General features: G+C 60.1%; 12 protein-coding genes. 6 read left to right on the forward strand and 6 right to left on the reverse strand.

Translation table 11 applies throughout. The features are described 5' to 3' along the window. The first annotated feature begins 58 nt into the window (after nt 1-58). Entirely contained in the window at nt 59-1,183 is a 1,125-nt protein-coding gene (locus tag PSH79_RS23795) for a class I SAM-dependent methyltransferase (RefSeq protein ID WP_305439912.1), read from the forward strand. Nucleotides 1,184-1,255: 72 nt separating this feature from the next. Here the strand turns inward: PSH79_RS23795 and PSH79_RS23800 are convergent, their stop codons facing one another. Genes PSH79_RS23800 through PSH79_RS23810 form a run of 3 tightly spaced genes read right to left on the reverse strand, consistent with a single transcriptional unit; the run spans nt 1,256 to nt 3,934 of the window. Then, nucleotides 1,256-1,423: a DUF2474 domain-containing protein gene (locus PSH79_RS23800; protein WP_116029815.1), complete on the reverse strand. Its 168-nt coding sequence runs from the start codon at nt 1,421-1,423 to the stop codon at nt 1,256-1,258. 57 nt (nt 1,424-1,480) lie between these two features. Continuing rightward, on the reverse strand, nt 1,481-2,488 hold the full coding sequence (gene cydB, locus PSH79_RS23805) for a cytochrome d ubiquinol oxidase subunit II (protein WP_305439913.1): 1,008 nt from the start codon (nt 2,486-2,488) through the stop codon (nt 1,481-1,483). Nucleotides 2,489-2,491: 3 nt separating this feature from the next. Next, a complete protein-coding gene (locus PSH79_RS23810; RefSeq protein WP_305439914.1) occupies nt 2,492-3,934 on the reverse strand; it encodes a cytochrome ubiquinol oxidase subunit I in 1,443 nt (480 codons plus the stop codon). Nucleotides 3,935-4,365: 431 nt separating this feature from the next. Here PSH79_RS23810 and PSH79_RS23815 point away from each other — a divergent pair, with 431 nt between their 5' ends. Next, nucleotides 4,366-5,604, forward strand: coding sequence for an MFS transporter (locus PSH79_RS23815; protein WP_305439915.1), 1,239 nt, complete (start codon nt 4,366-4,368; stop codon nt 5,602-5,604). 157 nt (nt 5,605-5,761) lie between these two features. Here PSH79_RS23815 and PSH79_RS23820 read toward each other — a convergent pair whose 3' ends face one another. Both PSH79_RS23820 and PSH79_RS23825 read right to left on the reverse strand, forming a co-directional pair. Continuing rightward, nucleotides 5,762-6,313 (reverse strand): DJ-1 family glyoxalase III, encoded by a 552-nt coding sequence (locus PSH79_RS23820; RefSeq protein ID WP_305439916.1) that lies wholly within the window; start codon nt 6,311-6,313, stop codon nt 5,762-5,764. A 67-nt stretch (nt 6,314-6,380) separates the two neighbouring features. Then, on the reverse strand, nt 6,381-6,827 hold the full coding sequence (locus tag PSH79_RS23825) for a DUF4879 domain-containing protein (protein ID WP_305439917.1): 447 nt from the start codon (nt 6,825-6,827) through the stop codon (nt 6,381-6,383). A gap of 222 nt (nt 6,828-7,049) precedes the next feature. Between PSH79_RS23825 and PSH79_RS23830 the strand changes: the two genes are divergently transcribed. The 4 genes from PSH79_RS23830 to PSH79_RS23845 all read left to right on the forward strand — a co-directional run bounded on the left by PSH79_RS23830 (nt 7,050) and on the right by PSH79_RS23845 (nt 10,919). Continuing rightward, nucleotides 7,050-8,345, forward strand: coding sequence for an NCS2 family permease (locus PSH79_RS23830; protein WP_305439918.1), 1,296 nt, complete (start codon nt 7,050-7,052; stop codon nt 8,343-8,345). Next, nucleotides 8,342-9,421 (forward strand): tRNA (uridine(54)-C5)-methyltransferase TrmA, encoded by a 1,080-nt coding sequence (gene trmA, locus PSH79_RS23835; RefSeq protein WP_305439919.1) that lies wholly within the window; start codon nt 8,342-8,344, stop codon nt 9,419-9,421. The genes PSH79_RS23830 and trmA overlap by 4 nt, the downstream gene beginning before the upstream one ends. Nucleotides 9,422-9,618: 197 nt before the next feature. Further along, entirely contained in the window at nt 9,619-10,068 is a 450-nt protein-coding gene (gene aroQ / locus PSH79_RS23840; protein ID WP_305439920.1) for a type II 3-dehydroquinate dehydratase, read from the forward strand. Then, on the forward strand, nt 10,065-10,919 hold the full coding sequence (locus PSH79_RS23845; protein ID WP_305439922.1) for a shikimate dehydrogenase: 855 nt from the start codon (nt 10,065-10,067) through the stop codon (nt 10,917-10,919). Before aroQ ends, PSH79_RS23845 begins: the two co-directional genes overlap by 4 nt. Before the next feature lie 32 nt (nt 10,920-10,951). On the opposite strand, the gene PSH79_RS23850 is transcribed toward PSH79_RS23845, so the two are convergent. Further along, nucleotides 10,952-11,629, reverse strand: a complete 678-nt coding sequence (locus tag PSH79_RS23850; RefSeq protein ID WP_305439923.1) for a TetR family transcriptional regulator — start codon at nt 11,627-11,629, stop codon at nt 10,952-10,954. Nucleotides 11,630-11,656: the final 27 nt, after the last annotated feature.

Genomic DNA, 11,656 nt, shown 5'->3' on the forward strand with positions numbered 1-11,656 from the left:
TCCGCCGTACGTCACCCTGGCAGCGGGACATCCGTCGATTATCCTGAGTCCCCGCCCCATGCCTTTGCTCGATACGCCCTTCGCCCAACTCGACCTTATCCGCCAGCCTGAACAGCAAAACGAACCGCTTCAGGCGTTCGATGCCGCTGACGAATATTTGCTCAATCATCTGGCAGCGCAGCAACCGACGGCTGAAACGCGGGTTCTGGTGCTCAACGACAGCTTCGGGGCATTGGCTGCCAGTCTGCTGGGCAAGGTGACGGTCAGCAGTAGCGGTGATTCGTTTCTGGGCTTTCAAGGGCTGGAAAAAAACCTGCTACGCAATGGCCGAGCGTTCGACGCGATCTGCGGTATCCCGGCCAGTGAGCCCTTGCTCGGGCCGTTCGATCGGGTATTGATCCGCGTACCGAAAACCCTGGCCTTGCTGGAGGAACAACTGATTCGCCTGCAAGGGCAACTGGCGCCCGGCGCTGAAGTGGTAGCAGCAGCGATGGTCAAACATCTGCCGCGCGCGGCGGGCGACCTGCTGGAGCGCTATGTCGGCCCCGTACAGGCGTCACTGGCAGTAAAAAAAGCTCGGCTGCTGATCGCCACACCTGAGGCGAAAACGCCGGCCGTGTCGCCCTACCCGTCTAGCTATCGCCTTGACGATCCGGCCATTGAGTTGCTTAACCACGCCAACGTGTTCTGCCGCGAAGGCCTGGACATCGGCACCCGGGCGTTTCTCCCGCATCTGCCGAAGAATCTTGGCAGTGCACGAGTCGCCGACTTGGGTTGCGGCAACGGTGTACTGGCCATTGCCAGCGCTCTGCAAAATCCCGACGCGCAGTACACGCTGGTCGATGAATCGTTCATGGCCGTGCAGTCGGCTACCGAAAACTGGCGCGCCGCGCTCGGTGATCGCGATGTGATCGTGCGTGCGGGTGATGGTTTGGCCGGTCAAGAGCCGCAATCGCTGGACGTGGTGTTGTGCAATCCGCCGTTCCATCAGCAGCAGGTCGTGGGTGATTTCCTCGCCTGGCGCATGTTCCAGCAAGCCCGTGAAGCGCTGGTGGTGGGCGGCGCGTTGTACATCGTAGGCAACCGTCATCTGGGTTATCACAGCAAACTGGCGCGGCTGTTCCGTGGCGTTGAGCAAGTGGCAGCCACACCGAAATTCGTGATCCTCAAGGCCCGCAAGTAAACCGCGAGGCAAAAAAAACCCTCCATCAGGAGGGTTACAAATCCGTACCCGAAGGCGCCGGGACGGAGTGATTCAGTGAGTGGTCAGGCCTGCGGCGTTCATGAACATGCGCATCAGGCTGGCGACGATAAACAGCGCGCCGACGCTACCGACCCAGATCAAGGCCAACCAGCCGAGCCGCTGCCACAGCGGCTTTTTTTCAGCTTCTTCAATATCGTGCAGGGAATGTTTGCCGGTCATTGCTTCATCCTCCATTTGAGGGAGATGGCGCTGCGGGCAGCGCCATCGTGATCACGCCTAGTGATAACCGTCTTCATGGGTGACCTTGCCGCGGAACACGTAGTAACTCCAGAAGGTGTACCCCAGAATGAACGGGATGATGAACAGCGTGCCTACCAGCATGAAGCCCTGACTTTGCGGCGGTGCGGCAGCGTCCCAGATCGAGATCGACGGCGGCACAATGTTCGGCCACAGGCTGATACCCAGACCGCTGTAGCCGAGAAAAATCAGCACCAGGGTCAGCAGGAACGGCATGTAGTTGGCATTGCGCGCCACGGCACGGATCAAACCGTACATCGTCACCAGCACCAGAATCGGTACCGGCATGAACCAGACCAGATTCGGCATGCTGAACCAGCGTGTCGCGATGTCCGGGTGAGCCAGCGGCGTCCAGATACTGACAATACCGATCACGGCCAGCAGCACGAATGCCAGCGGCCTTGCCAGGTTATGCATCTGTTCCTGAAGCTTGCCTTCGGTCTTCATGATCAGCCAGGTGCAACCGAGCAAGGCATAGGCCACCACGAGCGCAGCGCCGCAGAACATCGTGAACGGTGTCAGCCAGTCCAGTGATCCGCCGGCAAACTGTCGATTGACCACCGGCAAACCATCGATGAATGCGCCGAGCGCCACGCCCTGGAAGAACGTCGCCGCCACCGAACCGCCGATGAATGCCTTGTCCCACAGGTGACGCTTGTCGTCCTTGGCCTTGAAGCGAAACTCGAATGCCACGCCGCGGAAAATCAAACCGATCAGCATGAAAATCAGCGGCAGGTACAACGCCGACAACACCACCGAATAGGCCAGTGGGAACGCGCCGAACAACGCCGCGCCACCCAGCACCAGCCACGTTTCGTTACCGTCCCAGACCGGGGCGACGGTGTTCATCATCACATCACGGTCGGTCTTGCCCGGAATGAAAGGGAAGAGAATCCCGATCCCCAGGTCGAAGCCGTCCATGACCACGTACATCATGATGCCGAAGATGATAATCACGGCCCAGATCAGCGGAAGATCAATACCCATGAGTCAAATCTCCTTGGTCAGGCTGGGACCATCGTGATCGGCATCGGCCGTATCGTCGGCGGCGGACAGCGGACGAGCCGGCGTGCGTTGCTTGCCTGGACCACCTTGCGGCGTTTCTGCGCCCTCGCTGATCTTCGGCCCTTTGCGCACCAGACGCATCATGTAGCCGAGGCCGGCGCCGAACAGCGCGAAGTACACCACCACGAACATGATCAAGGTGATGCTCATTTGCATGAAGCTGTGATTGGAAGACGCATCCGCCGTGCGCATCAGCCCGTAGACCACCCACGGCTGACGGCCGATTTCAGTGGTGAACCAGCCGGCAAGAATCGCGATCAGCCCGGACGGCCCCATCCACAACGCCAGATACAGGAACGGGCGTGAGGTGTAGAGGGTGTCGCGTTTACGCAACCACAGACTCCAAAGACCGGTGAAGATCATCAGGAAACCCAGACCGACCATGATCCGGAACGACCAGAACACGATGGTCGAGTTCGGCCGGTCTTCGGGTGGAAACTCCTTCAGAGCAGGCACTTGCTTATCCAGCGAGTGCGTCAGGATCAGGCTGCCGAGGTACGGGATCTCCACGGCGAATTTGGTTTTCTCTTCTTTCATGTCCGGCCAGCCGAACAGGATCAGCGGCGTGGGTTCGTCACCCTTGTTTTCCCAGTGGCCTTCGATGGCGGCGATTTTTGCCGGTTGATGCTTGAGGGTGTTGAGGCCATGGAAGTCGCCGATGACGGCCTGGATCGGCGCGACGATCAATGCCATCCACATTGCCATCGACAGCATCGTGCGGATCGCCGGGTTGTCCTTGCCGCGCAACAGGTGCCAGGCCGCCGAGGAGCCGACGAAGAAAGCCGTGGCCACGAACGCGGCAGTCGCCATGTGCATCAGGCGGTACGGGAACGACGGGTTGAAAATGATGGCCAGCCAGTCGGTGGGAATCACCTGACCGTTAACGATCTCGAAGCCCTGCGGGGTTTGCATCCAGCTGTTGGAGGCGAGAATCCAGAACGTCGAGATCAATGTGCCGATCGCCACCATCACCGTGGAGAAAAAGTGCAGGCCGCGTCCGACCTTGTTCCAGCCAAACAGCATCACCCCGAGGAAACCGGCCTCGAGGAAAAACGCCGTGAGTACCTCATAGGTCAGCAAAGGCCCGGTGACTGCACCGGCGAAGTCCGAGAAGCGGCTCCAATTGGTGCCGAACTGGTAGGCCATGACCAGACCCGAGACCACGCCCATGCCGAAGTTGACGGCAAAGATCTTCGACCAGAAATGGTAGAGGTCCCGGTAGGTGTCGTTGCGGGTTTTCAGCCACAAACCCTCGAGCACCGCCAGGTAGCTCGCCAGGCCAATGGTGATGGCCGGAAACAGGATGTGGAACGAAATGGTGAACGCAAACTGAATTCGGGCGAGATCGAGTGCCTCTAAACCGAACATAAGTCTTCCTCTGTCAGGTAATACCGGCTGCGGGGCTTGTGACCCCTACGCCTACTGCCCCCACGGATATGGAGTGCGGCGAATTCTGATTCGTTCTTTTTAAACAACCATCGCAACGCAGGGAGTCTGGCCAACGGGCCGCCGGATCAATGCCGTTAGAGGTCTTGATCTGGATCAAGCAACGTTAAAAGAGTAGTCCCATTTCAGACGAAGAACGGCGTGGTCGTTTGCCGCGTGACAAGTTGCCTCACGGTTACGGCAATGCTCTGAAGTACATGCCATGTGGCGAACCGACGTGCTCCCTTGTCGCAGAGAGTTCGGGGGGCAGGGATAATCGATATCTGGCTAACTAAATTTTTTGTCATAGCAACTTCCTGTTACAGACTGGTGATAACCTCGTCGTTCCCCCCTCGAACCAGACCTACCTCCAGATGCCCAGCCAAGAGCCCCTGCTGTTACGTCACCATCGTCCGTTTCTTGCGTTCTGGCTGGCCCGGATTTTCACCGCCAGCGGTTTTCAGATGCTCACCGTGGCGATTGGCTGGAACCTGTATCAGTTGACCGGCAACGTGCTCGACCTGGGTCTGGTGGGTCTTGTCGAGTTCGCACCGCGCGTGCTGTTCATGCTGCACACCGGGCATGTCGCCGACCGCTATGACCGGCGCAGAGTCGCGGCGATCTGTCAGTCGTTACAGGCCTTGATCGCACTCGCGCTGGCCATTGGCAGCGCGACCGATCACGTCACCCGGGAAATGATCTTCATCCTCGCCTTCCTGCTGGGTGCGGCGCGCTCGTTTGAAATGCCGACCACCCAGGCGCTGCTGCCGAGCATCGTGCCCGCGTCGCTGTTCCCGCGTGCGGTCGCGGCCGCGCAATCGGCGCAACAGTCGGCGACCATCGTCGCCCCGGCACTCGGCGGTTTGCTTTATGCGTTCGGCAGCGTCTGGGTGTATGGCCCGACGGTGCTGCTTTATGTGATTGCCTGCTCGCTGATGCTCAACCTGCCCGCTCGGCAGACCCCGTTGAATAAAGGCAAAGCCACGCTGGATTCGCTGCTGGCGGGTATCCGCTTTATTCGCAGCCGTCCGGATATTCTCGGGGCGATCTCTCTGGATCTGTTCGCGGTGCTGCTTGGTGGCGCCACCGCGTTGCTGCCGGTATTCGCCAAAGACATATTGCTGACCGGGCCGTGGGGCCTCGGCCTGCTGCGCTCGGCGCCAGCGGTCGGCGCTCTGGGGATGTCACTGTTCCTCGCGCGGTTTGCCGTGGAGCGCAATGTCGGCCGGGTGATGTTCACTGCCGTCGGCGTCTTCGGCGTCGCCACCATCGCTTTCGGCCTGTCGACCTCGTTCTGGTTCTCGCTGGCCGTGCTGGTGGTGCTTGGCGCGGCGGACATGATCAGCATGGTGATCCGCGCGTCCTTCGTGCAACTGGAAACCCCGGACGAAATGCGCGGCCGGGTCAGTGCGGTGAACGGCCTGTTCATCGGCGCCTCGAACCAGTTGGGCGAATTCGAATCCGGACTCACCGCCCATTGGTTCGGCACCGTGCCGGCGGTGGTGATGGGCGGAATCGGAACCCTGGTGGTGACGGGGACGTGGATAAAGCTGTTCCCGACGCTGGCCAAACGGGACCGGATGACGGAGTGGGTGGAAGAGGCGAAGGTTTAGCGTTCGTCCATGACGTTGCCATGCCAAACACAAATCAATTGAAAAGGTGCGGTACATGGATACCGCGGCCAGGTGTTCAAACCGATCACGATCTATGGCAAGCGGAGCATCGAGAGCAACCGGCGATTGAGCCTATCTTTGCCCACGCCTGATCACCTCAAACCCGCAACTCCCCCGCCACTTTCGCCCTTAGCGCCTTGCCGCCGAGTTGCTCGACCAGCGCCAACGCAAACTCCAGCGCTGCGCCAGAACCCTGGGCGGTGATGCAATTGCCGTCGATCACCACCGGTTGATCAACAAACGTACAGCCCGACAGTTGATGGCTGGCACTCGGCAAGCAGGTCATCCGCCGCTGACGCAATACGCCGAAGGCTTGCAGGGCGACTGCCGGGGCTTCGGCGATAGCGGCAAACAGGCGTCCGGCGCTGGCCTGATCCTTGAGCAACTGTTGCAGCGGCTGATGTGCCGCCAGGTGTTGTGAACCGACGGCGCCGCCGGGCAGGACGATCAGGTCGAAAGTCTGTGCCAGCACATCGATCAGCATGCCGTCGGCGGTCAGGCGGGTGCCGCGGGCACAGGTCAGCATGCGCCGACCTTCGATGCTGGCCGCCATCACTTCGATGCCGGCGCGACGCAATACGTCGATCAGGGTCACGCTTTGCAGATCATCGATGCCCTCGGCGAGGGTAATCAGGGCTCTAAAGGTCATGGGCGCTATCCGCTGGGTGATCTTCAAAGCGTAGTCAGCTTTACCCCGCCTCGTTCGGTCGTCGCCGTTACTTGATGTAAAGCTGCGTCGACATCCTGTTGCCCGGCGCGTTGATGGACATGTTGGTAAAGGTAAAGATACCGCCCTGCTTACCAGCCAGGTCGAGCACATACAGATAGCCCACGGTTTTCTTACCTACCGTACATTCGGTCAGATTGCCGTTATCAAAAGCGCAGACCGGGGTTCGTGTACCGCTCACCTCAAAACCGTCCAGCGCTATGTGCGCCTCACGTCCGTAGCCGACCTCCAGCACGTAAACCTTGATATTCGGGCCGGTGTGGTCGCAACGCGTCTGCTCCTGACCTTCAGCGATGTCTTCAAAGCCGCAGTTTGGTGACTCGACTTTCAACACTTTTAACTGAGTCAACGGTGGCGCCGACGCAGCCCAGGCGCCAGACGCCCCGCCCATCAGAACGGCCAATAGGCCGAAAGTCTTCATCCAGCGCTTGCTCATGCGTTACCCATCCCCCAAAAATCAGCGCGCAGTATGGCGCAGTTGGCCCCAACGCAAAACTTCGACGACGATCGACACCAACAACCGCCATATTCCTCACGCTGCTGGTATGATGCGCGGCTTTTTCCGGCCCACTACAATTTTTCAGGCGCTTGCGATGGTCTGTGCTTTGCTGTTGAGGTCGATACATTCACGGCGCCATACGCGCCACGGGGAGCAGACATGCTGGAAAGGCTGTTTCAACTCAAGGCACACAACACCAACGTGCGCACCGAGATTCTCGCGGGCATCACGACTTTCCTGGCCATGGCCTACATTCTGTTCGTCAACCCGAGCATCCTCGGCGAGACCGGCATGGACAAGGGCGCGGTGTTTGTCGCGACCTGTCTGGCAGCCGCCATCGGCTCCACGGTCATGGGCCTGATCGCCAACTACCCGATCGCCCTCGCACCGGGCATGGGCTTGAACGCCTTCTTCACATATACCGTCGTGCTGCACATGGGCCACACCTGGCAAGTGGCGCTGGGCGCGGTGTTTATCTCGGCCGTGTGCTTCTTCCTGCTGTCGATCTTCCGCATCCGTGAATGGATCATCAACAGCATCCCGCTGCCGCTGCGTTCGGCGATTGCTGCCGGTATCGGCCTGTTCCTGGCGCTGATCGCCCTGCACAACGCCGGCATCGTGGTCAGCAACTCGGCGACCATGGTTGGCCTCGGTGAGCTGAGAGCACCGGCACCGATCCTCGCCACCCTCGGTTTCGCCCTGATCGTTGCCCTCGAAGCGCTGAAAGTGCGTGGTGCGGTGCTGATCGGCATTCTGGCGGTGACCATCGTATCCATCGCCTTTGGCTTCACCGCGTTCAATGGCGTGACGTCGATGCCACCTTCGCTGGCCCCGACCTTCCTGCAGCTGGACATCATGGGGGCACTGGACATCGGTCTGGTCAGCGTGATCTTCGCCTTCCTGTTCGTCGACCTGTTCGACAACTCCGGCACTCTGATCGGTGTCGCCAAGCGCGCCGGCCTGATGGGCAAGGACGGCCACATGCCGAAAATGGGCCGTGCGCTGATCGCCGACAGCACCGCCGCCATGGCCGGCTCGCTGCTGGGCACCTCGACCACCACCAGCTACATCGAATCTGCTGCGGGCGTGAGTGCTGGCGGCCGTACCGGTCTGACAGCTGTTGTGGTCGCGATTCTGTTCCTGCTGGCGCTGTTCTTCTCGCCATTGGCGGCCAGCGTTCCGGCTTTCGCCACCGCACCGGCGCTGCTGTTCGTCGCCGTCTTGATGATGTCGGGCCTGGCAGAAATAGAATGGGACGACATCACCGTCGCCGCACCGGTCGTAGTGACTGCGCTGGCCATGCCGTTCACGTACTCGATCGCCAACGGCATCGCGTTCGGCTTCATCGCCTGGACCGCGATCAAACTGCTGTCCGGTCGTGCCCGTGAGCTGAACCCGGCGCTGGTGATTCTGTCGATTCTGTTCGTGATCAAGCTGGGTTGGTTCAACGCATGACTTTCGATTCCCAAGCCTACGCCGCACAGCTAGAAGACAAGGTCACGCGTTTGCGTGACCTGCTGGCCCCATTCGATGCGCCAGAGCCGACCGTGTTCGACTCGCCGTTGCAGAACTTCCGTCTGCGCGCCGAATTCCGCCTGTGGCGCGAGGCCGGTGAGCGTCATTACGCGATGTTCTCCCAGGACGACAAACGCACGCCGATCCTGATCGAAACGTTCCCGATCGCCAGCCTGCGCATCAATCAACTGATGCCGCAGCTCAAGGCGGCGTGGCAGGCCTGCGCGGCGTTGAGCCACAAGCTGTTTCAGGTGGAGTTTCTGACCACCCTGGCCGGCGATGCGATGATCACCCTGTGCTATCACCGTCCGCTGGACGAGCACTGGCATGCGGCAGCGACCCGGCTGTCGGCCGAACTCGGTGTCAGCATCATCGGTCGCTCCAAGGGCAAACGCGAAGTGCTCGGCCAAGACTATGTAGTGGAGAAACTTGAAGTCGGCGGCCGCACGTTCAGCTATCGCCAGCCGGAAGGTGCGTTCACCCAGCCCAACGGCACCGTCAACCAAAAGATGTTGAACTGGGCTTACGAAGCATTGGGCGATCGCACTGACGATTTGCTGGAGCTGTACTGCGGCAACGGCAACTTTACCCTGCCGCTCGCGACCCGCGTACGCAAAGTGCTGGCCACCGAAATCAGCAAGACCTCGGTCAACGCCGCACTGAGCAACCTCAGCGAAAACGCTGTGGATAACGTCACGCTGGTGCGTTTGTCCGCCGAAGAACTGACCGAAGCCCTCAACGAAGTGCGCCCATTCCGTCGCCTGCACGGCATCGACCTCAAGAGCTACGAGTTCGGCAGCGTGTTCGTCGACCCGCCGCGCGCCGGCATGGACCCTGACACCTGCGAGCTGACCCGGCGCTTTGACAACATCCTCTACATCTCCTGCAACCCGGAAACCCTGGCGGCCAACATCGCCCAGTTGCACGACACGCACCGCATCACCCAGTGCGCGCTGTTCGACCAGTTCCCGTGGACGCATCACATGGAGTCGGGCGTATTGCTGACCCGCCGTTGATTGCGGTTGCCATATACGAAAAAGCCGTCATGAATGACGGCTTTTTCGTGGGCGCTCGTTTCAGGTTGTGCGATCACCGAACAAAAAACGCTAAGGACGACGCCGTTCAATTGACCGATGTAACCATCTAGTACATTTTATCTCCACAGGCCGAAACCCCATGGCCCAAGCCAAAAACAAGAAGTGGAGTTACCCCCATGTCCCCTATCGTTCTGGTGCTCAACGGCCCGAACCTGAACCTGCTTGGCACCCGTGAGCCCGCCACTTACGGCCATGAAACCCTGGCGGATATCTCTGCCTTGTGCGGTCGCGCCGGCGATGAATTCGGCCTGGCCGTAGAGTTTCGCCAGACCAATCACGAAGGTGAACTGCTCGACTGGATTCACGCCGCTCGCGGTCGTTGCGCCGGGATTGTCATCAACCCGGCAGCCTGGACGCACACCTCGGTGGCGATTCGCGACGCGCTGGTGGCCAGTGAGTTGCCGGTGATCGAAGTGCATCTGTCCAACGTCCATGCCCGCGAGCCGTTCCGTCATCACTCGTTTGTCTCGGCCATCGCCACGGCCGTGATGTGCGGGTTTGGCAGCCATGGCTATCGTCTGGCCCTGGAACACTTCAGCCAGCGGCTGAAGGGGCAAGCAGCATGAGCCGCAAAAACGTGATACTGGCCGGGCTGATCGGTGCCGGCATTCAAGCCTCGCGCACACCAGCACTGCATGAGCACGAAGGCGACGCCCAGGGCCTGCGATATTTGTATCGGTTGATCGACCTGGACCAACTGCAAATGGACACCCATGCCCTGCCCGACTTGTTGCTGGCGGCCGAGCGCATGAACTACACCGGCCTGAACATCACCTTCCCGTGCAAGCAGGCGATTATTCCGCTGCTCGACGAACTCTCGGCGGAAGCCCGTGGCATCGGTGCGGTCAATACCGTGGTGCTCAAGGATGGCAAACGAGTCGGCCACAACACCGATTGCCTGGGATTCGCCGAAGGCTTTCGTCGCGGCTTGAAGGACGCCGCCCGTGAGCGTGTGGTCCAGATGGGCGCCGGTGGCGCGGGTGCGGCAGTGGCCCACGCTCTGCTGAGCGAAGGCGTACAACGGCTGAGCATTTTCGACGTGGATACGGACCGGGCAGAAAGCCTGGCAAACAATCTCAATCAGCATTTCGGCTCTGGCCGCGCAGTGGCCGGGCATGATTTGCCAAATACCCTGAATCAGGCCGACGGCCTGGTGAACACCACACCGATGGGCATGGCCAAACTGCCGGGTATGCCGGTGCCGGTCGAGTTGCTGCGCAAGGAATTGTGGGTGGCGGAGATCGTGTACTTCCCATTGGAAACCGAACTGCTGCGCAACGCCCGCGCCATCGGTTGCCGGACGCTGGATGGTGGCAACATGGCGGTGTTTCAGGCGGTGAAGGCGTTTGAGTTGTTCAGTGGCGTGGTGCCGGATGCGCAACGCATGCTTGCGCACTTCCAAAGCATGAATGGCTAGCCAAATGAGGGGGCTTGCCCCCTCGTCTCATGTCAGGCCTGCAAGTAACGCAACACCGACTCGCAGATCATCTCGCGATGACGCTGCTTGATGGTCTCGTCCGGCAGATCAATCTGAAAAATCTCACCGAATGTGTGGCGGTTCGACACGCGATAGAAACTGAACGAGCTGATCAGCAAATGCACGTCCAGCGCATCGAGCCCACTGCGGAACACGCCCTCATCGGCCCCCCGACGCAAAATCTCGCCGAGTGAATCGAGGATGGTGTTGTTCATCGCCTTGATCGCATCGGAACGCTTCACGAATTCGGCGTTGTGGATGTTTTCAATGCAGACGATGCGCACAAAATCGACGTTGCGGTCGTGGTGATCGAAAGTGAATTCCACCAGCCGCCGGATCGCTACCACTGGCGACAGCTCGGCCAGGTGCAGACGGCTTTCCGTGTTACGAATATCGCCGTAGAGCTTCTCCAGCACCTCGACGTACAACTGCTCCTTGCTGCCGAAGTAGTAATAGATCATGCGTTTGGAGGTGTGGATGCGTTCAGCAATTGCGTCGACGCGGGCGCCGGACAATCCTTGCTGGACGAACTCGACGATCGCCTCCTGCAGGATGTTCTCGCGGGTCTTCTCCGGATTGTTTTTGCGACTCTTGCGCGGCTCAACGGCGGGTTCGACGGGGGCTGCGGGGAGTTCTGAAGTCATTGTCATTGCGGGCTCACGGCCATCACTGCACAG

The organism is Pseudomonas sp. FP2196 (assembly GCF_030687715.1).
Classification (GTDB): Bacteria; Pseudomonadota; Gammaproteobacteria; order Pseudomonadales; family Pseudomonadaceae; genus Aquipseudomonas.

What these genes read in the sequence shown, in the direction of transcription:
- cydB (WP_305439913.1), bottom strand. Translation starts at nt 2,488, where the DNA reads ATGGGTATTGATCTTCCGCTGATCTGGGCCGTGATTATCATCTTCGGC.
- PSH79_RS23845 (WP_305439922.1), top strand. Translation starts at nt 10,065, where the DNA reads ATGAGCCGCAAAAACGTGATACTGGCCGGGCTGATCGGTGCCGGCATT.
- PSH79_RS23825 (WP_305439917.1), bottom strand. Translation starts at nt 6,827, where the DNA reads ATGAGCAAGCGCTGGATGAAGACTTTCGGCCTATTGGCCGTTCTGATG.
- aroQ (WP_305439920.1), top strand. Translation starts at nt 9,619, where the DNA reads ATGTCCCCTATCGTTCTGGTGCTCAACGGCCCGAACCTGAACCTGCTT.
- PSH79_RS23820 (WP_305439916.1), bottom strand. Translation starts at nt 6,313, where the DNA reads ATGACCTTTAGAGCCCTGATTACCCTCGCCGAGGGCATCGATGATCTG.
- trmA (WP_305439919.1), top strand. Translation starts at nt 8,342, where the DNA reads ATGACTTTCGATTCCCAAGCCTACGCCGCACAGCTAGAAGACAAGGTC.
- PSH79_RS23815 (WP_305439915.1), top strand. Translation starts at nt 4,366, where the DNA reads ATGCCCAGCCAAGAGCCCCTGCTGTTACGTCACCATCGTCCGTTTCTT.
- PSH79_RS23810 (WP_305439914.1), bottom strand. Translation starts at nt 3,934, where the DNA reads ATGTTCGGTTTAGAGGCACTCGATCTCGCCCGAATTCAGTTTGCGTTC.
- PSH79_RS23800 (WP_116029815.1), bottom strand. Translation starts at nt 1,423, where the DNA reads ATGACCGGCAAACATTCCCTGCACGATATTGAAGAAGCTGAAAAAAAG.
- PSH79_RS23830 (WP_305439918.1), top strand. Translation starts at nt 7,050, where the DNA reads ATGCTGGAAAGGCTGTTTCAACTCAAGGCACACAACACCAACGTGCGC.
- PSH79_RS23850 (WP_305439923.1), bottom strand. Translation starts at nt 11,629, where the DNA reads ATGACAATGACTTCAGAACTCCCCGCAGCCCCCGTCGAACCCGCCGTT.
- PSH79_RS23795 (WP_305439912.1), top strand. Translation starts at nt 59, where the DNA reads ATGCCTTTGCTCGATACGCCCTTCGCCCAACTCGACCTTATCCGCCAG.